Source organism: Ciceribacter sichuanensis, from assembly GCF_024055605.1.
Lineage (GTDB): Bacteria > Pseudomonadota > Alphaproteobacteria > Rhizobiales > Rhizobiaceae > Allorhizobium > Allorhizobium sichuanense.
Genome location: NZ_JAMXLX010000004.1, coordinates 163781 through 185616, shown reverse-complemented (window position 1 = coordinate 185616; position 21836 = coordinate 163781). Strand labels below are relative to the sequence as shown.

Annotated in this window: 26 protein-coding genes and 1 tRNA gene; 10 read left to right on the top strand and 17 right to left on the bottom strand. The window is 61.8% G+C overall.

All coding sequences use genetic code 11. From position 1 onward, the window contains the following. Positions 1-72: 72 nt before the first annotated feature. On the top strand, positions 73-1137 hold the full coding sequence (locus tag NBH21_RS14000) for an alpha/beta hydrolase family protein (RefSeq protein ID WP_250914084.1): 1065 nt from the start codon (positions 73-75) through the stop codon (positions 1135-1137). A gap of 4 nt (positions 1138-1141) precedes the next feature. Here the strand turns inward: NBH21_RS14000 and NBH21_RS13995 are convergent, their stop codons facing one another. The 3 genes from NBH21_RS13995 to NBH21_RS13985 all read right to left on the bottom strand — a co-directional run bounded on the left by NBH21_RS13995 (position 1142) and on the right by NBH21_RS13985 (position 2777). After that, positions 1142-1660, bottom strand: coding sequence for a GNAT family N-acetyltransferase (locus NBH21_RS13995; protein WP_250914085.1), 519 nt, complete (start codon positions 1658-1660; stop codon positions 1142-1144). Between the two features lie 24 nt (positions 1661-1684). Then, entirely contained in the window at positions 1685-2254 is a 570-nt protein-coding gene (locus tag NBH21_RS13990; protein ID WP_250914086.1) for a helix-turn-helix domain-containing protein, read from the bottom strand. A 121-nt stretch (positions 2255-2375) separates the two neighbouring features. Further along, the gene (locus NBH21_RS13985) at positions 2376-2777 is read right to left on the bottom strand and encodes a ketosteroid isomerase-related protein (protein WP_250914087.1); all 402 of its coding nucleotides are present in this window, start codon (positions 2775-2777) and stop codon (positions 2376-2378) included. Positions 2778-2858: 81 nt separating this feature from the next. Here NBH21_RS13985 and NBH21_RS13980 point away from each other — a divergent pair, with 81 nt between their 5' ends. From NBH21_RS13980 to NBH21_RS13960, 5 genes are all read left to right on the top strand, one after another. After that, positions 2859-3449, top strand: a complete 591-nt coding sequence (locus NBH21_RS13980; protein ID WP_250914088.1) for a GNAT family N-acetyltransferase — start codon at positions 2859-2861, stop codon at positions 3447-3449. 182 nt (positions 3450-3631) lie between these two features. Beyond that, positions 3632-4918, top strand: coding sequence for an MFS transporter (locus NBH21_RS13975; RefSeq protein WP_250914089.1), 1287 nt, complete (start codon positions 3632-3634; stop codon positions 4916-4918). Between the two features lie 60 nt (positions 4919-4978). Further along, on the top strand, positions 4979-6802 hold the full coding sequence (gene lepA / locus NBH21_RS13970; protein WP_250914090.1) for a translation elongation factor 4: 1824 nt from the start codon (positions 4979-4981) through the stop codon (positions 6800-6802). A gap of 58 nt (positions 6803-6860) precedes the next feature. Beyond that, a complete protein-coding gene (locus tag NBH21_RS13965; protein ID WP_250914091.1) occupies positions 6861-7091 on the top strand; it encodes a type II toxin-antitoxin system CcdA family antitoxin in 231 nt (76 codons plus the stop codon). Next, positions 7091-7390 (top strand): CcdB family protein, encoded by a 300-nt coding sequence (locus NBH21_RS13960; protein WP_250914092.1) that lies wholly within the window; start codon positions 7091-7093, stop codon positions 7388-7390. Before NBH21_RS13965 ends, NBH21_RS13960 begins: the two co-directional genes overlap by 1 nt. A gap of 37 nt (positions 7391-7427) precedes the next feature. On the opposite strand, the gene NBH21_RS13955 is transcribed toward NBH21_RS13960, so the two are convergent. Then, a complete protein-coding gene (locus NBH21_RS13955; RefSeq protein WP_252759576.1) occupies positions 7428-8438 on the bottom strand; it encodes a hypothetical protein in 1011 nt (336 codons plus the stop codon). Positions 8439-8662: 224 nt separating this feature from the next. On the opposite strand from NBH21_RS13955, the gene NBH21_RS26245 reads away from it, so the two are divergent. Then, positions 8663-9037 (top strand): YegP family protein, encoded by a 375-nt coding sequence (locus tag NBH21_RS26245; protein ID WP_425340421.1) that lies wholly within the window; start codon positions 8663-8665, stop codon positions 9035-9037. Positions 9038-9116: 79 nt separating this feature from the next. Here the strand turns inward: NBH21_RS26245 and NBH21_RS13940 are convergent, their stop codons facing one another. The 5 genes from NBH21_RS13940 to NBH21_RS13920 form a co-directional block, all read right to left on the bottom strand. Then, positions 9117-9608: an acyl-CoA thioesterase gene (locus NBH21_RS13940; RefSeq protein ID WP_250914094.1), complete on the bottom strand. Its 492-nt coding sequence runs from the start codon at positions 9606-9608 to the stop codon at positions 9117-9119. 944 nt (positions 9609-10552) lie between these two features. Next, on the bottom strand, positions 10553-11128 hold the full coding sequence (locus NBH21_RS13935) for a LysE family translocator (RefSeq protein WP_250914095.1): 576 nt from the start codon (positions 11126-11128) through the stop codon (positions 10553-10555). 93 nt (positions 11129-11221) lie between these two features. Then, positions 11222-11779: a sugar O-acetyltransferase gene (locus tag NBH21_RS13930; RefSeq protein WP_250914096.1), complete on the bottom strand. Its 558-nt coding sequence runs from the start codon at positions 11777-11779 to the stop codon at positions 11222-11224. Between the two features lie 48 nt (positions 11780-11827). Beyond that, positions 11828-12535: a type 1 glutamine amidotransferase gene (locus NBH21_RS13925; protein ID WP_250914097.1), complete on the bottom strand. Its 708-nt coding sequence runs from the start codon at positions 12533-12535 to the stop codon at positions 11828-11830. 90 nt (positions 12536-12625) lie between these two features. Next, positions 12626-13072, bottom strand: a complete 447-nt coding sequence (locus tag NBH21_RS13920; RefSeq protein WP_250914098.1) for a DoxX family protein — start codon at positions 13070-13072, stop codon at positions 12626-12628. Positions 13073-13236: 164 nt separating this feature from the next. Here NBH21_RS13920 and NBH21_RS13915 point away from each other — a divergent pair, with 164 nt between their 5' ends. Continuing rightward, positions 13237-13557, top strand: a complete 321-nt coding sequence (locus NBH21_RS13915) for an Rdx family protein (RefSeq protein ID WP_250914099.1) — start codon at positions 13237-13239, stop codon at positions 13555-13557. Between the two features lie 49 nt (positions 13558-13606). Here NBH21_RS13915 and NBH21_RS13910 read toward each other — a convergent pair whose 3' ends face one another. Beyond that, on the bottom strand, positions 13607-14107 hold the full coding sequence (locus NBH21_RS13910) for a BA14K family protein (protein WP_250914100.1): 501 nt from the start codon (positions 14105-14107) through the stop codon (positions 13607-13609). Between the two features lie 298 nt (positions 14108-14405). Between NBH21_RS13910 and NBH21_RS13905 the strand changes: the two genes are divergently transcribed. Beyond that, positions 14406-14492: transfer RNA gene (locus NBH21_RS13905), tRNA-Leu, on the top strand. Between the two features lie 414 nt (positions 14493-14906). Here the strand turns inward: NBH21_RS13905 and NBH21_RS13900 are convergent. The 6 genes from NBH21_RS13900 to NBH21_RS13875 form a co-directional block, all read right to left on the bottom strand. After that, a complete protein-coding gene (locus NBH21_RS13900; protein WP_250914101.1) occupies positions 14907-15854 on the bottom strand; it encodes an FkbM family methyltransferase in 948 nt (315 codons plus the stop codon). Positions 15855-16123: 269 nt separating this feature from the next. After that, complete coding sequence (locus NBH21_RS13895; protein WP_250914102.1) at positions 16124-16849, bottom strand: DUF1003 domain-containing protein; 726 nt, start codon at positions 16847-16849, stop codon at positions 16124-16126. A gap of 80 nt (positions 16850-16929) precedes the next feature. Continuing rightward, positions 16930-17334, bottom strand: a complete 405-nt coding sequence (locus NBH21_RS13890) for a hypothetical protein (RefSeq protein ID WP_252759575.1) — start codon at positions 17332-17334, stop codon at positions 16930-16932. Between the two features lie 128 nt (positions 17335-17462). Then, positions 17463-18332 carry a C40 family peptidase gene (locus NBH21_RS13885; protein ID WP_250914104.1) on the bottom strand — a complete coding sequence of 290 codons (870 nt, stop codon included), beginning with the start codon at positions 18330-18332 and terminating at the stop codon, positions 17463-17465. Positions 18333-18339: 7 nt separating this feature from the next. After that, positions 18340-18690 carry a MarR family transcriptional regulator gene (locus tag NBH21_RS13880; RefSeq protein ID WP_250914105.1) on the bottom strand — a complete coding sequence of 117 codons (351 nt, stop codon included), beginning with the start codon at positions 18688-18690 and terminating at the stop codon, positions 18340-18342. Positions 18691-18783: 93 nt separating this feature from the next. After that, positions 18784-20175: a leucyl aminopeptidase family protein gene (locus NBH21_RS13875; RefSeq protein WP_250914106.1), complete on the bottom strand. Its 1392-nt coding sequence runs from the start codon at positions 20173-20175 to the stop codon at positions 18784-18786. Between the two features lie 234 nt (positions 20176-20409). Between NBH21_RS13875 and NBH21_RS13870 the strand changes: the two genes are divergently transcribed. Continuing rightward, positions 20410-21216, top strand: coding sequence for a tetratricopeptide repeat protein (locus NBH21_RS13870; RefSeq protein ID WP_250914258.1), 807 nt, complete (start codon positions 20410-20412; stop codon positions 21214-21216). 31 nt (positions 21217-21247) lie between these two features. Here the strand turns inward: NBH21_RS13870 and NBH21_RS13865 are convergent, their stop codons facing one another. Beyond that, positions 21248-21835, bottom strand: a complete 588-nt coding sequence (locus tag NBH21_RS13865) for an IMPACT family protein (protein ID WP_250914107.1) — start codon at positions 21833-21835, stop codon at positions 21248-21250. Between the last annotated feature and the right edge of the window lies 1 nt (position 21836).

Below are 21836 nucleotides of genomic sequence, written 5' to 3'. Positions count from 1 at the left end.
GCGATCCAGGTCGCGAAACACTGCGGCGGCATGAAGAAAGAGCCATCTCCAGCAAAACAGGACGAGGCTCCCATGCGACTGAAACTTTCCCTCCTTGCCTTCCTTCTAACCGTTACCCCAGCCTTCTCCGGCGAGACGGTCGGCATCCAAAAGATCAGCGTGGTTTCACCCGAGCGAGACCGCTCGCTGGCGGTCACCGTCTGGTATCCATCCACGGGTGGCGGCGAAGAGATGATCGCCGGCGAGAACCGCATCTTCGAGGGATCTCCCGCCTTGAGGAACGGCTCCATCAGGCAGGGCCGCTTTCCGCTCGTGCTCCTGTCCCATGGCTCCGGGTCCCGCGTCGAGGGCATGGCGTGGATCGCCACGCAGCTCGCAGCGGCCGGCTTTATCGTCGCCGGCCCCAACCATCCCGGCACCACAAGCGGCGATTCCACGCCTGCCGCCACACCGAAGATCTGGGAACGCACCCAGGATCTTTCGGAGATCATCACTGCATTGACCGCCGACAGCCGCTTCGAAGCCGCCATCGACCCGGATCGCATCGGCGTCCTCGGCTTCTCTCTCGGGGGCAGCACGGCGATGGAACTTGCCGGCGCGCGCGCCGATCTCGATGCCTTTGCCCGTTATTGCGACACCTATCCCGAAATGATGGATTGCCGATGGTTCCGTGGCGGGCGCGGCTTTGCCGACAATGAGGAGGTCACGGTGGAAAAGCTGGATCTGCGCACGATCGACCGGACCCGCTTCGAACAATCGAACCGCGATCCGCGCATCGTCTCGGCCGTGCTGGTCGATCCGGGCCTTGCCACCGTGTTCAAACCGGAAAGCGTGGAGGCCATAGACATTCCGCTGACCTTCATCAATCTCGGCAGCGCGGGCGAAATCCCGGTCGCGGTGCTATCGGATAACCTGGCGAAGCAGGTGCCAAATGCCAGCTATGCGCAGGTGGACAATTCCGATCATTTCAGCTTCCTGCCTGTCTGCAAGCCGGGTGCCGCCGGTTTCCTGGCATCCATCGGCGAACCCGACCCGATCTGCAATGAGAACCCGAAGAGATCGCGCGCGAGCATCCACGAGGAACTGACGGGCCTGATCGTCTCCGCCTTCGAACGCACGCTGCAGGCCGGACAATGAGCCTTCAGCCGACGCGCTTCCAGAAGAAGGTGGTGTCGCAGTAGCGGCCATCGGGGAAGAGCGCGTAGTCGGGAATGACACCGCTTCTGGTCCAGCCGAGCTTTTCGTAGATCTGCTCGGCCAGTTCCCCGGTCGCGGTGTCGAGCACCAGCAGGCTGCGGCCCTGCTTCGCAGTCTCCGCTTCCGCCGCCTGCATCAGCAGCTTCGACAGGCCAAGGCCGCGCGCGCGGCGATGCACGAGCAGCTTCATCAGGTCGGCGCGGTGCGGCTGGTTCGGCTTCAAGGCAAAGCCGATCTGCACCGTGCCGCTGACGCGACCGTCCACCTCGGCGACGAAGAGCAGAACTTCACGCCGGCCGACGGCCGCGGCCACGCCCCGCCAGTAGAGTTCGCCATCTTCCGGCGTAAATGGCGACATGAAGCCCACGGAAGCGCCGCCCTCGACGCAATCCGCCAGCACCTCGCAAAGGTCCGGCAGGGCGGCAAGCGCCTGTTGTTCGTCGAGCATGCGGATCGTGACCATGGGAGCATCTCCGGGAGGCAGGAATTATCGGTGGCCGAGGTCGATGACGACGGCATAGCGGGCGGGTTTCGAGGTGGCGTTGCGAAAGCCGTGGACATCGCCGACATTCATGAAGACGCAGTCTCCGGGCCGAAGCGTGTAGATCGTCTCGCCGACCGTCAGTTCCATCTCGCCTTCGAACAGCCAGACATGCTGCCACTGGACGCGGCTGGCCTGTTGCCCCTCGAAACGCACTTCGGCACCGGGCGGAAACTCCACCTCGACCACATCCACCCGCGAACCGGTGCCGCCGGGCGAGACGGCGCGGCGGAGGTAACCACTTTCCGGATCGCGCCAGATCGGCTGGTCCTCTCGTCGGGCGATCGGTGAGGGCTCCGGCCCTGCGCTTGCAAAGAAAACCGAGAGAGAAACACCAAGCGCCGAGCAAAGCCGTGCCAGCAGAGCCGCTGTCGGACTTGCCTCGGCACGCTCGATGCGGGAGATCATCGCCCGGCTGACGCCGGAAAGCTCGGCCAACTGGTCGAGCGTCAGGTTGCACTCACCCCGGAGGCGCTTCACCCGCTCTCCGACCGTCTTCTCGAAATATGCATCCATTGATTCCATTATTAGAGAATGCATTTCTCATATACTGGAGTCAAGCGACAAACAAAAAGGCGGAGGTCACAATGACCGCCCGCCCTTCGATGAGTGCCGATATAACCCGGCGCCTGCCCGTTCAGCCCTGAACCTGACGGATCCAGTCCGGGAGGCTGTAGTAGTTGGAGATGCGGGCAACCTTGCCGTCCTTCAGTTCGAAGAAGGCGCCGGCCGGCAGCTTGTAGGTTTGGCCGTTGGCTTCCGGCAGTCCTTCGTCGGTCGCGAGATATTCGCCGTTGACGATGAATTCGGCAGCGCCCCGAGTGCCGTCCTCGCTTGTCATGATGACCATGTCGGTCAGCGTTTCCTTGTAGCAACGGTTCATGTGGTCCATGAACTTTGCGAAGGTCTCCTTGCCGATCTGCCGGTCGCCCTGGTTGATGTCGTGGGCAACATCGTCGGTCAGAAGCGCCAGGAAGCGCTCCATGTCCTGGGCGTTGAAGGCATCGTAATAGGCGCGGATGGTGTCGGCGGCGGTCATGCAGAACTCCCTGGCATATGCAAACTTGGATCGAATGATTCGAGACGTTATAAACGCCTCCAAACCGTTAGAAGACAATCTATGACTCTGGAAATCAAATCCTTTTCGGGCAGCGACGCCAGCCCCTTCTTTGACGACCTGGCCCGGCTTCGGATCACCGTCTTCCGCGATTTCCCCTATCTCTATGACGGCGACCCCGCCTATGAGCACAAGTATCTGGCGACCTACGCGAAGTCGGAAGGCTCGGTTTTCGTGCTGGCCTTCGACGACGAAAGGGTCGTCGGCGCGGCGACCGGCATGCCTATGACGGCTGAAACCGACGAGGTGAAGGCACCGTTCATCGCCACCGGGCATGACCCGCAGGACTTCTTCTATTTCGGTGAAAGTGTGCTTCTCTCCAGCTACCGAGGGCGCGGCATCGGGGTGAAATTCTTCGAGGGACGCGAGGCGCAGGCCAGAAAACTTGCCCTTTCCTTCTGCACCTTCTGCGCGGTCGAGCGGCCGGTCAACCATCCGCGCCGGCCTGCGGATTACGTGCCCCTCAACGGTTTCTGGGCAAAACGCGGCTACACGCATCACCCCGAGCTTCGGACCACGTTCTCCTGGCGGGATCTCGACGAAACCTCGGAAAGCCCGAAACCCCTCTCCTTCTGGATCCGCGACATCCGCTGAACCCCAACGGCGGGGACCGCTGCACCTGCGCAGCGCTGATGCCTGTCATGACGTTTCCTGTCGCGAACGCGCCGCAGCCCGCGCTTGCCTTGCCGCAATCCTGCCCCTAATCAGTAGTGTATCGCGCTGGCTATCCCGGCTTCGACGATTCGATCCTTTCCAGCCCATCCAGCGCAGATTTCATGTCCGAGCATCCGGCCCACAACGCCTCTCTCATTTCCATCTTCAGCATCATCGCCTCGATGTGCGTGGTCGCCATCGGCAACGGCATGATGTTCGCCTATATTCCCTTCATGCTGTCGACGACGGATGCGCCGTCGTGGTCGGCGGGTGCGGCGGTGACGGCATCGGCTGCCGGCGGCCTGATCGGCTGCTTCATCACGGGACCGCTGATCCGCCGGGTCGGACATGCGCGCGTTTTCGCCTGCTCCATGGCGTTGGTGGTGCTGAGTTGGGTCACGGTCGGCTTCGGTCTCGATCCACTGGCCTGGATCTTCGCCCGCGGTCTTTACGGCGTGGCCGGCAATGTCAACTTCATCATCTCGCAGAGCTGGCTCAACCATGCCGCCGCCAATTCCTGGCGCGGCAAGGCGATGTCTGCCTTCTACATGATCTATATCTTCGGGTTGGGACTCGGCGCCTGGGTGTTCGGGCAGATGCCGGTCACTGGCAATGTCGTTCCGCTGATCGCCGTCGCCTTCACGGCCATCGCCATACTGCCCATCGGCCTGACGCGCCTGCCCAATCCACCGCCGCCGGCGCATGTCAGCGTCGACGTGAAGATGGCGTGGCGTGCATCGCCGGTCGGCCTCGTCGGCGTTCTCGCCGCAGGCGGGCTTTCGATGATGGTGCAGGGCTTTGCGCCGATCTATGCCGCCGGCAACGGGGTCGGCCAGCAGGACGTGGCGCTGCTGATGTTCGTCATGCAGTTCGGCATCGTCTTCATCCAGTATCCCATGGGCATCGTATCGGACCGGATCGACCGGCGTCTGGTGCTGCTCCTCACTGCCGGGCTCATCGTCGTGGTCGGACTTGCGGCGCTCGTCGTGCCCTTCTCGCACTTTGTCCTTCTGATGCTGATCTTCTCGATTTTCGCGGGCTCCGTCGAAACCGTCTATTCGATCGCCAATGCGCACGCCAACGACCGCACGGCGCCGGAGGATTTCGTGTCGCTTTCGTCCACCATGCTGCTTGCATGGTCGGCGTCCGCCGTGTTCGTCCCGCTTCTGGTCACGACGCTGACGCCGGTGCTCGGCGAACAGACCTTCATTTACGGCGCGATCCTCGTTGCAGCGGCCTACGGCCTCTTCGTGGTGGCCCGCGTCCGGGTCCGTGCGCCCGTTCCGGCCAGCGACGCGGAAAGCTTCGAATTGATGAGCGCGCAGGTTCCCCATGCCGGAGCACTGATCGAGACGGCGGAGAATGAGGGAAAACCGGCTGCAGCCCCCGGCCCGCAAGGGGAAAGATAGTCCTGCCGGCGCATTCTTTCCCCTTTGCGGGTTTCGCTACCGCTGCTATATGCGCAAGCCATGAGCACACAGAACCGCACGCCCCTCGACCATATCCGCAATTTCTCGATCGTCGCGCATATCGACCATGGAAAGTCGACGCTTGCCGACCGGCTGATCCAGCTGACCGGCGGCCTTGCCGAACGCGAGATGTCGGAACAGGTTCTGGACTCGATGGATATCGAGCGCGAACGCGGCATCACCATCAAGGCCCAGACGGTGCGTCTGCACTACAAGGCCAATGACGGCGACACCTATATCCTGAACCTCATCGACACGCCCGGCCACGTCGACTTCGCCTATGAAGTGTCGCGCTCGCTGTCGGCCTGCGAAGGCTCGCTGCTCGTCGTCGACGCTTCGCAGGGCGTGGAAGCCCAGACGCTCGCCAACGTCTATCAGGCGATCGACAACAACCACGAAATCGTCACGGTCCTCAACAAGATCGACCTGCCGGCGGCGGAGCCCGACCGCATCAAGGAACAGATCGAGGAAGTGATCGGCATCGATGCTTCGGAAGCAGTGCTGATCTCGGCCAAGACCGGCCTCGGCATTCCTGATGTTCTGGAAGCGATCGTGCACAAGCTGCCGCCTCCGAAGAGCGAGCTTGGCGACAAAGGTCCACTGAAGGCGCTTCTGGTCGATAGCTGGTACGACACCTATCTCGGCGTCATGGTTCTGGTGCGCATCCTCGACGGCGTCCTGACCAAGGGCCAGACGATCCGCATGATGGGCACGGACGCCAAGTACACAATCGAACGTGTCGGCGTGCTGACACCGAAGATGGTCAATGTCGACAGCCTCGGCCCCGGCGAGATCGGCTTCATCACCGCCTCGATCAAGGAAGTGGCCGATACCCGCGTCGGCGATACCATCACCGAAGACAAGCGCCCGACGGCACACGCCCTTCCGGGCTTCAAGCCGGCCCAGCCGGTGGTGTTCTGCGGTCTCTTCCCGGTCGATGCCGCGGACTTCGAAGACCTGCGTGCCGCCATGGGCAAGCTGCGCCTCAACGACGCTTCGTTCTCCTTCGAAATGGAAAGCTCGGCAGCGCTCGGCTTCGGCTTCCGCTGCGGCTTCCTCGGCCTCCTGCATCTGGAAATCATCCAGGAACGTCTCGAGCGCGAATTCGACCTCGACCTGATCGCAACCGCTCCTTCGGTCGTCTACCAGTTGACCATGACCGACGGCACGGAGCGCGAACTGCACAATCCGGCCGACATGCCGGATGTCGTGAAGATCGCTGAAATCCGCGAACCGTGGATCAAGGCGACGATCCTGACGCCGGACGATTATCTCGGCGGCATTCTCAAGCTCTGCCAGGATCGCCGCGGCATCCAGACGGAACTGACCTATGTCGGCAAGCGCGCCATGCTCTCCTACGAACTGCCGCTCAACGAAGTGGTGTTCGACTTCTACGACCGCCTGAAGTCGATCTCGAAGGGCTATGCCTCGTTCGACTACCACCTGCACGGCTATCGCGAGGGCAACCTCGTGAAGATGTCGATCATGGTCAATGGCGAGCCGGTCGACGCGCTGTCGATGCTGGTCCACCGTTCGGCTGCAGAAAAGCGCGGACGCGACATGTGCGAAAAGCTGAAGGACCTGATCCCGCGGCACATGTTCAAGATCCCGATCCAGGCGGCCATCGGCGGCAACGTCATCGCCCGCGAAACCATCTCCGCCATGCGCAAGGACGTGACCGCGAAGTGCTACGGCGGCGACGCCACCCGCAAGCGCAAACTTCTGGACAAGCAGAAGGAAGGCAAGAAGCGCATGCGCCAGTTCGGCAAGGTCGACATCCCGCAGGAAGCCTTCATCGCCGCCCTGAAGATGAAGGACGACTGAGGGCTTTCCGTCCGGGCCAGCAAGGCTTATCCTTGGCTCTGTTGCACCGGAGATGGCCATGGCTTCCCAGCCGAGAAAGACTGCCGCAGTTCCCTTGGATCAGTCGCTGATCGCGGAAGCCCGCGATCTTTCGATCGACGTGTCGCATGCCGCCGAGGAGGGTATCGCGCAGGCGATCAAGGCCGAAAAGGAACGGCGCTGGCGGATCGAGAATGCAGACGCGATCCGGGCCGCAAACGAATATGTGGAAAAACACGGTCTGCCGCTGGCGAAATATCGGCAGTTCTGATGGCCCGTTTCAAGGTCTATCGACTGAAGAACGACAGATCGCTTGTCATCGATCTCCAGAGCAATCTGCTCGACAATCTTGAGACCCGCGTGGTCGCACCGGTCGTAAGCTTGCATCTGATCAGCAAATATGTTGCTCGGCTCAATCCCCGGTTCGAAATTGAGGGCGTCATCTGTGTTATGCTGACTGAGTTCATCGCAACTCTGCCCGCAAGCGAAATCGGCGAACAAGTCGCCGATCTCTCCGACAAGGCCGACGATATCATAGCCGCCACCGATTTCCTCTTTCAGGGCTTTTGACGGGCGCGGTTCAACGCACGCCCTTTTCCAACGTCCCTCAATCCCAGGCGATATCGAACTTCAGCCTGGCATTACCGCTGGTCATGGAGTGGCCGGTGATGTCGCAGTTGGTCTTGGAGCGGATCGGGGCCGCTCCTTCCAGCGTGAACTGAGACATGCCGTACATGACGTGGTAGCGGCCGCGCACGGGATATTCGGTCGCGTCGCATCCCTTCTTGAAGGTGTGGGCAACGCCGTCGATCGAGGCGCCGTCGGGATTGTTCATGTCCCAGGGCTTGCCGCGGAAGAGCACGGTGCCGCGCTTCACGGTGCCGGCGATCGAGTTCTTGGGATGGTCATAGACGATGACGCCCTTCGCGCCGTCGACGATCATGATGGAGCCGTTGTGGTCATAGGGAATGCCATCGAGGGAGGCGACGTCGATCACCTCGACCGGAGAGAGCGTGCCAATGCCGTTTCCGCCCGAATGGCTCGCCGGTTTCGGCTTCGCCACACCACTCGCCAACCCGCTCGGCACGGCGTTGTCGCGCAGTCCCTCGGCATAGACGAGCTTTCCGTCCTCGCAGGTGCGCCAGATGCCGTAGCTGCCCTCATGGTAACGCCAGACGGGAAAGCAGAAACCGGGGCCGAGGATCTCGACATCCGGCCAGTCGCTATCGGTGCGCGGATGGAAGGCGAGATCGGAACCGGGGAACCCGAAGGTGTCGGTCCAGCCGCCCTTGCCGTCGGAAATCAGCAGGCTGATTTCAGAGCCGGCATGGCCGAAACAGCTGGCAGCGCCGCTCGCCTGCTGATGAACGATGATCTCGTCGATGGCATCGCCGTTGATGTCCTTGATCTCGTAGGGAAGCTCGAGCTTCGAGCCGTTCGATTCGGGGCAAAGCCGGGCTTCCGGCGTGTCGAGTGTGGCGATCGCGGCGTCGATCTCCGCTTGGGTCCAGGCAAAGGCAGGCGTGGCGGCAAGAAGCGCCAGCGCGCCCGCCATTCCCGTCAGCACTCCCCAGATGGAATTCGTGTTCGCCGCGTCCCGCTTCATCATTGCCCGCATGATCTTCCTCTTCAGTTTCCGGCGCGACACTGGCCGGCAAAACTGAGCGAGGCCTTAACGAAGAGGGGAAGCGTGGTTACAGGCTTTCCAGCCTCCTAACCGTACGGATCGCATTCGACCGATCGACGCGTAGCCATGCATCTTGTGCTTCCTCAAATTGCATTCTAAGTATTCTTGACAGTTGTCGGGCGAAAGCAGCGCCGACGTCGGTGTCCGGAGGAAACATGCACAAGTTCAAGATCTTGAAGAATGAAAAGGGCGCTTTCCGCATCCAGTTCGTCTACAATTCGGAAGTCATGGTCTGGTCTGAAAACTACGCATCCAAGGCAAGCGCCAAGAATTGCATCGACTCGATCAAGAAGAACGCCCCCGACGCGGCCATTGTCGACCTGACGAAGGAAGAAACCGGCAGCGGCTATCGCTTCGAAATCGATGAGGCGAAGAACGGCGAAACCTTCGTCCGCTTCCGGGCATCGAACGGCGAGATCATGGTCCGGTCCGAGACCTACTCGTCGAAGTCCAGCGCAAAAAACTGCGCCGAATCCATCAAGAAGAATGCTCCCGAGGCTCCGGTCGAAGACGAGACGGTCATCGCCTGAGCCTATTCAACGGATCGCTGCATGGGCTTTCGGGCCGGTCATGAGACCGGCCGCATGAGAAGTGCGGATATATCCCGCCTCAGTCATTGCCTTCCTTGAGCTCGCGGAAGCGAGCCTCGAATTCGCGGCGGAGCGTACGGCGCACTTCGGCCTGGCGCGCGCGCCGGCGTTTTGTTTCTGTTTCAAGCGCAAGTTCCGGAACCGGCGTCGGCTTGCCCTCCGCGTCGACCGCCACCATGGTGAAATAACAGGAATTGGTGTGCCGCCGCTCGCCGGTGCGCAGATCCTCGGCCTCGACGCGGATGCCGATTTCCATTGAGGTGCGGCCGGCGAAGTTGACCGAAGCCGAGAAGGTCACCAGTTCGCCCACATGGATCGGCTGGCGAAACACCACCTGATCGACCGAGAGCGTCACGGCATATTGCTGGGAAAAGCGCGAGGCACAGGAATAGGCCACCCGGTCCAGCAGGTTCAGCAGCGCGCCGCCATGCACCTTGCCGGAAAAATTCGCCATGTCCGGCGTCATCAGCACCACCATTTCCAGCTGGCTTGGATCATGGGCTCGGTCCATCGGATGTCCTTTCGCAATTGCAGTGCCGGGCAGTGTCTTGCGAAGAAGTAACCGCAGCTTGCCGGATCGGAAAGGGGGCGGATCGATTTTGCCGTCAACCGGGATGGTACACACCGTCATCAACCTTGCCCTACGTTCCTTCGGCCCGCCCCCTTTGCAGGCAATGCCTTCCAAGAGCCGCCGGCGAAAAAGCCCCTCACCCCTGCTGCCCCTCTCCCCGCAGGCGAGGAGCGGGAACGGAAGCGTTGCGGCTCGTCCCGCGTCTGTTCTGCGCCGTGCCCCAGACCCCTTCTCCCCGCCCGCGGGGAGAAGGTCCCGGCAGGGGGATGAGGGGCAGGCTTCACCTCGTTTCGCGGTGCCCCCCTTTCTTCCCCGTTTTCCCTCCAAATCCCCGCGCTCTGTGCCTGGCCTAGAATGGCCCCGTCCCGTCGCGGTTACACCGGTTTGCGTTGCCGGCGAGGCGGGACCGGTGATCCGGCTGTCTGTTCGAAACGCGGAACAGGCTCCGGGGGCTGGATGAGAATGGTCTCCCTCTCGCCTGAAACAGGGCGGGGCGTGCCTGCAGGGCACACATGACTGGACCGGCGACTGGCCGCCAAAACGGCCTTTCGTGGCGTCACGAACGAGAATGTTCGCGAGCGCAACCCTGGGAAAGGTGCCGTCATCCGCGCAGAGAGACCGAGTTCGTCCGGAAAAACACACCGAACGGGGCGCCGGAAGGTGTCACATATTTTTACTTTACGAGGCAGCTTCCAGCGCCCCGACCGATCCCTTGGCCGAAAGGCCGGAAAGGGAACCGAAATGATCCAACCACGGCGGGAGACCGCGCGTGAAGGTTTCGGCATGTCCGGTTAGCGGTGAATCGGGGACGCGTGGCGAACAGGAATCGGACAGGGGACCTGCACAACAGGGATAGAGAGCCTGCTATGAACCCCGAGAGACGATTACACCCAGCCGACGGCCTGGCCTGTCAGGGCAACGGCGAAGAAGACCAGAAAGCCGGCTGCGACACGTCCGATCAGAGCCGGATGACGCCGGCTGATCAGGCCAAGGATCGCGGCACCAAAGCTCAGCCAGAGACTTGCGACCACGAGAATCAGCCCGGCAAAAACGCCGAGATAGGCAAAGGTCGCGGGGAAGCCGACGGGTGGCACCAGCACAAGGCCAATGATCAGCCCCTTCGGGTTCATCACCGTCGTCCAGTAGACGGCGCGTGCACCGATGTAACTCTCGCCAGACTGCCCGACAGGCATGACCCAGAGCTTGGCGGCGAGCGTCAGCACCCAGGCGGCGGCGCAGAGCCGCACGACATTGGCAGCCAGCGGCTGACTTTCCAGCCAGGGGCCTGCAAACGTCACCAGCGGTATGACTGTCGTCATGTAACCGGCAATCTCTCCCCCCATCAGCGGCAGGGAGCGCCGCACGCCTTTCGCCGCGCCGGAAAGCGCCAGCAGGGTATTGGTCGGCCCGGGCGTCAGCAACAGAAGAAGCACGGCGGCGGCAAAGGCAACAAGGCTCATCGGTGTTTTCCAGAGGGCAGAACGGATGTCACCATAATGCAGACGATGCGCTGTGAATTGACACGGGTCAATGTTTCGGCGGTTTTCGTTTTCTCATGTGCGCGTCAACGGTCTTGCCGGATTGCCGACAACGGTTTCGCCCGCCGGAACGTCGCGGGTCACCACGGCGCCCGCGCCGACGATCGCACCGTCGCCGATGGTGATGCCGGCAAGAATGACCGCCGCCCCGCCGATCCATACGTCACGGCCGATGGTGACTGGCCTGGCGATCTCGATGCCCTCGGCGCGCAAGGCCGTCTCCTTGTGGTGTTCGGCGCAATAGATCTGCACCGCCGGTCCCAGCATGGAGCCATCGCCGATCGTAACCGCGGCACTGTCGAGGATGACGCAACCGGCGTTGAGATAGACGCGCTTGCCGAGCGTGATGTTGAACCCATATCCGCAATGAAACGGCGCTTCGATGAACGCGCCTTCGCCGAAACCGGCAAAGAGCGATACGAGTTCCGGCGCTGCGGACCCGCGCGCCGCCGGCGGCAGGGTGTTGTGACGATGAACCGCCTCTCGCGCCGTGTTGCGCAGAAGGTCGAGTTCCGGATCGATGCAATTGTACCAGAGGCCGGCGGCCATCTTGTCCCGTTCGCTTGCCGTCATCGCCCTCTCTCGCCCTTGGATCGTCATACAGAGCCGTTCGGCCTGTCATCAGATGCGGGATACCCAGGCACGGGCAATCGCAAGGCCGGCGGCTTCAGCGGCCGCTCCCTGCGTCTCAGCATATTGCGGATGACGGATAAGCCAGCCGGGCTCCTTGCGCTCGACCAGTTCCGGGAACAGGCGGTTCCATTCCGCGACAACCGAACGGTTCGCCTCGAAATGAAACTGCATGCCATAGGCGGCACGTCCCACGCGAAAGGCCTGATTGGCGGCAACGCCATTGCCGGCGAGATGCACGGCGCCGGACGGAAGCGTGAAGGTATCGTCGTGCCACTGGAAGGACAGGAAGTCTCCACCCGCCTGTTCGGCGGCGGAGATCACCGGGTCGTCTTTGCCCTCGCTCGTCTGGGAAATGCTGCGCCAGCCGAATTCGGGGGCGGCACCGATCAGGTTTTCAGCGCCATAGGCCCGGGCAAGAATCTGGCTGCCGAGGCAGATGCCAAGCACGGCCTTGCCGGCATCCGCATATTCGCGCATCAGCGTCGCAAGCACCGGCAGGTAAGGGTGCTTTTCGTCGTCACGGGCATTCTGCTCGCCGCCGAGCACAACGAGAGCGTCATGCGCGTCAACGCTCGCCGGCAACGGTTCTCCGGCATAGGCGCGGATAACCTCGACAATCGCTCCCGCCTCGGCCAGCGCCACGCCCACCTGGCCCGGATCCGAATATCCGGTGTTCTCGATAATCGCCACGCGCATGGTCCGTCTCCCGCCGATTCGTTCGGCGAGGAGATGACCACGGCGGACGGCGCTCTTCAAGCCTGTGAGCGCCCAGTCAGCGGCCGGGCTTCAGAAGACTTTCCCGAGACGCGCATCGACCGAATGGCGATTGCCGCCCCGGAAGGCGAAGAACAGGAAGATCGCCGCCCAGAGGATCGATTTTTCCGCGCCGCCCAGCCCCTCGGCCTTCACGATCCCATGGAAATAGACCGTGACCAGCAGCACGATCATTGCCGCGAAGGAGGCTGGACGGGTGAAGAGCCCGATGGCAACCAGAATGCCGCCGAAGAATTCGGTTGCCGAAAGAAGCGGAGACCAGAAGATACCGGGGTAAAATCCGAGGCTCTCGACCATTCCCACGGCGCCGAAGGGGTTTATGATCTTGCCGTAACCATGGGTGACCAGAAGAACGCCTGCGAGCACACGAAGCACGGTTTCCACCGTCTCGTAACCTCCGGCGTAGACGGGCTGAAGCTGGGGCACGATCAGCCGATCGCGATCGGCGGGGTTGGACATATCGGCACTCCTTGTTCCGTTTTCCGGGTTTTGTTTTCCGGGTCTTGGTATCCTGTGATTATGCTAATGGCCGGGGCGGCAGACTTGCTCAAGCGGCCCACGGTAAAACATGATTATTTAGGTTAACTTTTTCGTGAAGACGAGTGATGAGGAACGGAAAAACGATGAGTGAGAAGCCGCGGGTCACGATACTTTACTGCACGCAGTGCAACTGGTTGCTGCGCGCAGGCTGGATGGCGCAGGAGCTGCTGCAGACGTTTCCGGAAAGTCTTGGCGAGGTGGCGCTCATTCCCGGCACCGGCGGCAATTTCGAGATCCGGGTGAATGGCGACCTGATCTGGGAGCGCAAGCGCGATGGCGGTTTCCCCGGTCCGAAGGAATTGAAGCAGCGGCTTCGCGACATCATCGAGCCGGAGCGCGATCTCGGCCATACGGACCGGGTGAAGGCGGCCACGGGCGGAAGCGGTGCCTCGGACGAGAATTGAAAAAGGGGCAAGCTTTCGCCCACCCCTTTCCGGATTGCAATCAGACCGGTCAGTAATAGGGAGACCGGCAGACCTTGAAGTAACCGCTCGAGGACAGGAACCTGTTCGTCTGCGGGTTATAGGACTGGTAGCGGTCGAGGCACCAGCGCACGTGGCGGTTCCAGTTGCGTCCCGGCGGCATGCCATAGGCCGGCGGCGGAGGAGGACGACGGTAGACCGGTGGCGGCGGCGGCGGCGGACGGCGATAATAACCGTCGTCCCAGCCCGGCGGGCGCCGACGGGGGTAGTCATCGTCCCAACGGGGCGGCGGCGGGCGACGATAGCCATCGTCCCAGCCCGGCGGCGGCGGTGGCGGACGGTAGCCCGGCGGACGGCGGGTTTCGTAGCAGCCATATGCATCGCAATAGGTCTGCACCTTGACGACCCCGGACCGCTCTGCAGCGGCCGGCGCGACCTCAGTCATCGGCATTGCCGCCTGCGCTGCCACAGACGACAATCCGACAAGGCCCAGTTGGGCCCCCAGAAGGATTTTTCCAAACAATCTGATCATGTTACCTCCAGCCAGAAGACTTGCCCGCCATCGACGGACATCGGGAGCGCCCTTCCCCGCATCGGCAATCGCAGCAGTCACGGCTTTCTCTCCAGCCGTTTTTCTGCCTGCCGCCCGGAAAACGACGCCTGGCGTCATCATCCCCCGAGCGTGTTCAATCCTCCGCGACATCATGGCTTTTCCAAGACTGTCCGCCCCGGTATTCCGGGCCTCTTTCATACCGTTCGGAATCTTTGACACGAAAACTTCAAAAAGTCGGTTGACAGTCGGAGTCGGCCCCTTTAAACGGCTCTTCGTCGCCCAGATGGCGGAATTGGTAGACGCGCCAGCTTCAGGTGCTGGTACCCGAAAGGGTGTGGAGGTTCGAGTCCTCTTCTGGGCACCATTCCATTTTGAGAAATATGGTTTTCTCAATAGTTTCAAGGATTAGGCAATCCTTCCGGTACACAGCGAAGTACACGGAAGGTCTGCATGGGCCTCTTCCTGAAACATAAGGTCCTCGCCAAAGGAGGACCATTTCGCTACCGCCCGTGCATCGCGAAAGGTACTGCGGCAGCGGCCGTCAGAATGGGGCTCAAGCGGCTCCTCGGCCATGCGAAAAGATGACCTGAAAGCCTTCACCAGGATCAATGGCAGTTACGATCGGTTGATCGTTGAGGCCGATGGCCGCATCCGGATTTCCGGCAATGCTTACCCTTCCGTCATGCAGAATCCGACCCATGGTGCATCCCTCCATTCCTGGCTGAAGATGCACCATCAGAGGCCGGAACCAGACACCAGCTCGCCAGGATACCTTGCGTCAGCCAATCGGCGGATGAGCTTCCAGCAACGGGATGTCGATGCCGATCTGGGTCAGGGGCTTGCAAACGTAACCGTACTTCGCCAGATCCTGCGCACATTTCTGAATCGTCAATACACCGCCGACAAAATGGGGTTCGATGATGATTCGCGGCTTCAGTCGATGCAGTATTTCGGCGTTTTCGAAGATCACCGCCTCTGCGCCTTCAACGTCGCATTTTATGAAATCGAGCCGTTCCAGGCTCTTCATCGCGGCGATGGCATCAAGGGTCAGGGATTTGACGAACACGACATCGCCGCGTCGTCCACCGACGATTTGCGAGGCGCTGGACCCCATATTGCCCTCGGAGGAGAACTCCAATCCGTCACAATGGCTCCAGACTGCAGCATGGATGAGCTCGATGTCGTTTGCGGTCCGCTGCTTGTAGTGTCTGAAATTCTTTTCGATCGCGGCGACATTCTGGGCGTCGGCATCGACCGCGATCACGGTTCCCGTTGGCCCGACGATGTCCTTGAACATGATGGAGGTGAGGCCTGCATAGGCGCCGAGATCGAGGACCACGCAGCCCGGGCTCAGCTTTGCGAAGTCCAGATATTGCTCGGTGGTCACCATTGGCTCTGAAAACGACGGGAAGTAGATCGGGCCGAAGTCGTAACCGTGAATTTCGTGATATTTCGGGATCGAATAATCAACGAGCTTGTGACCATTGAACCGAACAGGCACGACGGACGTGAAATAGTAGTCGAAATACTTGATGATGTCGCCGGCATAAACGAGATGCTTGAGCGCGATCCGTACGATTTCGCTTTCCCGGATGAAATCAAGATAGTGCGCCGTAACCTTGATCTTGATGCCCTTGCTTGAAGCCTGCTCCTGCAGAGGATGCGACAACATCTGGTATAACCCATCGATCTGCCTCAGCAGACCGGTGTTCACAATTTCATTCATCTTCTCACCCCAATGTGAAATACGCATGTTTCTATATTCGTAGGCACGCAATCTAGTGTGGGGCTTGTGAAGTTTTTTATCCTATTATCGGCGGCCGGTGCCAGCGCGCGGAACCATATCAAGAGCTTATCCAGGGTCAGGACCCAGGGGCCGAGGCAAGCACAGCTGGACTCAATCACTGCCGGATCAAGTACCTAGCTTTACAGACGATCGAAATGCAGCAACCGGCTCCGGCCGGAGTGGCATTGCTTTACGCGGCTGGCCGATGGTCAGCGCGGGGACTTTCGCGTCTCCGACAACTCCTCGAAAAGCTCGAGTTGCATCGCCTGGATCTTCGACAGTCTTTCCCACTGTCCCACGAGGATATGATCCAGTTTTTCATGCAGATGCCGGATCTCGAGTTCGGCCTTGAGGTTGATCTGGTAGTCGTTCTGCGAACGCAGCCTGTCCTTCTCCTCCTGCCGGCGTTGGCTCATCATGATGAGTGGAGCCTGGAAGGCGGCGGTCATCGACAGGAAGAGATTGAGCAGGATGAAGGGAAAGGGATCGAAGCTCGTGAAGATCGCCGGGATGGCGTTGACGAACATCCAGGCGACGAGGAAAAAGAGGAAGGACAGGATGAAGGTCCAGGAGCCGGCGAAGGAGGCGATCCGATCCGCAATGCGGTCGCCGAGGGTGACGGTCTCCTCGTAACTCTCCTCGGTGTTCTCCGTCACCACCTCATGCGAGGCGATGCTTTCGATGACCTCCCGGTCGAGTTCGCTCAACTGTCCGCGCTCACGGCGGATCATGTCCTCCACGGAGCGGCGGCGGCATTCCTGCAGGTCGTCGTGGCAGATCCAGCCGGTGGAGCGCCAGTCCGGCGTGGTACGGTCCAGTTCTTCCGCAAGCGAGGGACGCACGACATCGCACGCCGTCATTTCGCGCGTCGATTTCAAGAGCTTGCAGACGCCGCAGGTTTCCTGGACATATTGACGGGCGGGATGATGCGGCATGCCTGTGGTCTCCAATGCACGTGACGATTCGCGGCCATGGTGGCGACGCATGCGCGAGGAGGCAAGCGATCCCACGCGGTTCAGTCGATGTTGCGCGGATTGACGCCGGGATACCAGCCCCTGGAGGGAGGATTGCGGCCTTCGAAGACCATGCCATCCTTGGTGCAGCGGTAGATCACGACAGGCACGCCATCGCCGCTTCGAAGGGGGCTTTCGCGGCCCCGGTTAACGAAGCGCGTCGTGGTGTGACAATCATAGCCCGAGTCGGAAGAAAAACCGCCGGGCGGCATGGGACGGACACCGGGAAGGTCGGGATAGGAATCGCCTCCGGATTTTTCGAAGGTATTCGGCAGGCGAAGTCCGTCAGCGGCCGATGCCGTATCGAGAAGGGACGAAAAGGAAACGGCAACAGCCAGCCCCGCCATCAGGGTGCGTTTCAAGCCCCCCAGCTTCGGTCCCTGCCTCATCCGTTCACTGTCCGACATCGCATCCTCATTTCGCATCGACACGATCCGCCGCGCTCCTTTGCCGGCTGACCATTTCGTTATCAGATATAATGACAGCGCTATCCTTACGAAAAGGGGCATACGCATTTGTGATCGGTGCGCAGCTTTCAGGCAATCGGGCGGCGGTAACCGGTCGGCATGTCGTAGAGCCAGCCGATGCGCTTGACGGCGACGTCGAAATCCTCGCGCGCCACGGTCATGGTGTGGCCGTTGGCATGAAGGAGCGTGCTTTCGTCCTCCATGATACCGGCATGCCCCTTCCAGAAGACCAGATCGCCCCGGCGAAGCTCTTCGCGCGAAATGACCGTTCCGAGGCCCGCTGCCTGCATGTCGGAATCGCGCGGCGCGCTTCGTCCGGTCATCTGAAGCGAAAGCTGCACGAGACCCGAGCAATCGATGCCGAAACCCGAACGTCCGCCCCAGAGATAGGGCGTTTCGAGGAAGCGGGCGGCAATGGCGACGTAATCATCATCAGGCCAGGAGCCGACCGGCAGGCAATGGCCGGCGACGATGGCGCGGCCGTCCACCAGGAGATGATAGCGCGTGCCCCGCGTTTCGGCCTCGCCGACGACGGTGATGCGGCTGCCCATGGAAAGAGTTGACGACACGGGGAAACGCAGGTCCGGCCCCGGATAGATGAAGGTGCGCGGCACGACGACATGATGGGTCGGGGCTGGCGAAGCATCGGAAAGCACCGTTTCCGGCAGGTAGCCGACGTAACCATCCTGCCTGGCCTTCACCCATGCGAAGCCGCCTGCCCGATCGAACACCGTTACCTCTTCGCCGAAAAGCACTTCGGTATCGATGCCGACGGAAAGGTCGGGCCTCGGCCGCAGGGCTGCGACCGGCACTGCCAGTCTTGCGGGGGACCCCTCGACGAAACGGGCCGCTTCCACCTGTCCTTTGAGCGCGGCATCCGCCAGATCGACGCGGTAGGCGTTGAGCCTGCGATCGAGGATCGTTTCGGTGTTGCTCATGGATGTCTCAATAGCTCAGCTGTCGGCCCTGCTCGATGATCAGGTCGCCGAATTTTTCGAGGAACAGCGCGCCGCCCACGGTGCGTTTCACGATGACGCTGCGGCGGTCGCGCTCATCGCGGACGCGATCCACCAGCCCCATCTCGCCCATGGTGTCGAGCGCACGGGTGATGACCGGCTTGGTGACGTTCAAGGTCGCGGCAAGGCCACGGACGGTATGCGGCGGCGGCACGAGATATATCTCGAGAAGGATCGCGATCTGGCGCAACGTCAGGTCGCGCTTGTCCTGCTGCACTTGCTGCAGCGTCACCTTGTGCCAGAGGCCGAGCGCCTCCGTGGCGGTCAGTTCAACAGTCATGGGCGGATCCGAGACGTCGTTTGCAGATTTCTTTTCCGGCAATCGCCGCGGCATTGCAAGAGCGGCGACCACAGGCCGCCGCTCTTGACGTCATTACTTCAGACCGGTGCGCAGGAAGCGGTAGAGCGCGCGGATACCTTGCGCTTCGCCACCCATCGGCGAATGCGGCCGTTCGGACTGGGCCCAGCCGAAGATATCGAAATGCACCCAGCTCTTCGACTTGCCGACGAACCGCTTCAGGAAGAGCGCGGCGGTGATCGCACCGGCCATTCCGCCGGCCGGTGCATTGGTGAGGTCGGCTATCGGAGTGCGCAGGTTTTTCTCGTAGCCCTTGTAGAGCGGCATGCGCCACAGCGGGTCGTCGGTCTCGAGGCTTGCATCGACGATGTCGTGGGCGAGATCCTCGTCATCGGTGAAGAAGGGCGGGAGATCGGGGCCGAGCGCTACGCGGGCGGCACCGGTCAGCGTCGCCATGTCGATCAGCAGGTCCGGTGCATCCTCGTCGGCATAGGCAAGCGCATCGGCCAGGATCAAACGTCCCTCGGCATCGGTATTGTCGATCTGGACCGTCAGGCCCTTGCGGCTCTTGTAGACATCGCCCGGGCGAAACGCATTGCCGGCTATGGAATTCTCGACGGCGGGGATGATGACGCGCAGGTCGATCTTGAGCTTGGCGTCCATGATCATCAGCGCCAGACCGAGAACATTGGCGGCGCCGCCCATGTCCTTCTTCATCAAGAGCATCGACGAGGCAGGCTTGATGTCGAGGCCGCCGGTATCGAAACAGACGCCCTTGCCGACGAGGGTAACGCGCGGATGCCCCTTCTTGCCCCAGCGCATTTCCAGAAGGCGGGGCGCGACGGTGCTGGCGCGGCCGACGGTATGGACCAGCGGGAAGTTCTTCTCCAGCAATTCATCGCCGACGATGGAGGTGAATTCGGCCTTGTAGTGTTCCGCCAGCGCCCGGAAGGCGTTTTCGAGATCGGCGGGACCCATGTCGTTGGTCGGGGTGTTGATCAGGTCGCGGGCAAGGAAGACGCCGGCAAGCTGGCGCTTGATGTCGGCGGCATCGGCATCCTGCGGGATCAGCAGCTTGGGCTCGGCCGGACGCTCGGAACGGTAGCGGTCGAAGCTGTAGGAGCCGAGACCGTAGCCGAGCAACAGACGGTTTGCGGTCAACGGCGCCGTCTCGATGTGCCAGTCGCCAGCCGGCAGGCTGCGGGCGAGCTTGCCGGTGAGGAACGGGTTTTCCGAGGGGTTCGAGCCAAGGCCGAAGAGAGCACCGCCAAGATGACCGTCCTCGGTCGGGATGAGCAGCACCGAGCCGGCCTCCGCCTTGAAGCCGGCCTTGCGAGCCCAGTCGAGCGCGATCGGATCGATCGTGCCGGTCTCCACATGCGCCGGTGTCACCGCAAAGACAGGCAGCGTATGCCCCCCCCTGGAGCTGAAGGGATTGTGTCTCTCGATATACTGATAGGGTGCCATTGGCTGTCTTTCAGAGAAGGTGCGGGCGGGAACGGGTCGGGCGGCATCGGTGCGGACGGAATCACCGCGACCGTGGACCCGATTAACACTCCGTTAGGGTTAACAGATTATTGCTGGAGTGGAGGTTGCGCCGCTTTTCACCATGGCAGGGCGCGCAAACGTCACTGCAGCAGGAACAGGAACATGGTTATTCGGCACACCTCTTCGCATCATCGGTTGGACGCGGGCCACCGGATGAGAGTTTTCGGCGGCATCTGCCTGCTGATGGCGGCAAGCGTGCTGGCCGGCTGCTCTTCCACTTCCCGTCCCGACCGCTCGGTAACCACCGGTTCGATCCCGCGGCTTTCCAAGCCGGTCGAGAGCATGACCGCGCCGGAACTCGCCAGCGCCGCCGATAGCATCGGGAAGTCCTACGAGCGCAATCCGAAGGACCGCAATGTCGGCATGACCTATGCCAACGTGCTGATGATGACCGGCCGCAACGCGCAGGCGCTGGCCGTGATGCAGCAGGTGGCGATCGCCAATCCGTCCGATCGCGAAGTGCTGGCAGCGCTGGGCAAGGCGCAGGCCGCTGCAGGCCAGCTTGAAAAGGCGCTCGACACGATCGGCCGCGCACAGACGCCCGACCGTCCCGACTGGCGGCTCTATTCTGCCGAAGGTGCCGTTCTCGATCAGCTCGGCCGTTCGAACGAGGCGCGCTCGCGCTACCGCATGGCGCTGGACATCAAGCCGAACGAACCGACCATTCTCTCCAATCTCGGCATGTCCTACGTGCTGGGCGGCGATCTCCGCACCGCCGAGACCTACCTGAAATCCGCCTCGCAGCAGCCGGGCGCAGACAGTCGCGTGCGACAGAACCTCGCGCTGGTGATCGGCCTGCAGGGCCGTTTCCAGGAAGCGGAACAGGTTGCCCGGCAGGAGCTCAACCCGCAGCAGGCCGATGCCAACGTCGCCTATCTGCGCTCGATGATGTCCCAGCAGAATTCCTGGAAGCAGCTTGCCTCCAAGGACAAGGCAAGCCCGGATAACGGCACCAACTAAGGTCCTGATACCGGCGAGCGCCGCGTTTCGATCAGTCGCCGGTATCGATCTGCGCTCGGCCGCTCGTCAGGTCCGTGACCATGCGGATGACGGTTTCGGCTTCCGCAACCGGAACGGCGACATCGAGCCATGCGCCCTCCGCACCGAACTCCTCCTTTTCCACCCTCAAGTCGGGAACGCCGAGCAGGCGTGACCTGACGAGCGCGAGATCGGAAAAGCCGCAACCAAAGCGGACCAAAGTGCGTGGAACGATTTCGACCTTTTCCGCCGCCCTGAGACAGGTGGCCGCAGTGCCGCCATAAGCGCGGACGAGACCGCCGCTGCCGAGCAGGATGCCGCCGAAAAAGCGCGTCACCACCGCGACCGCGCCATCCAGCGCCTGACCGTCGATGGCCTGAAGCATCGGCTTTCCAGCCGTGCCGCTCGGCTCGCCATCGTCGCTGAAGCGATAGGCCTGGCCGATACGCCATGCCCAGCAATTGTGGTTGGCGGAGGGATCCGACACTTCAGCGATGAAGGCCTTCGCCTCGTCCTCGCTCGCGACCGGCGCGGCATGGGCGATGAAACGGCTCTTCTTGATATCCTGCGTGAAGGTTTCGCGCTGCTTGAGGGTAAACATT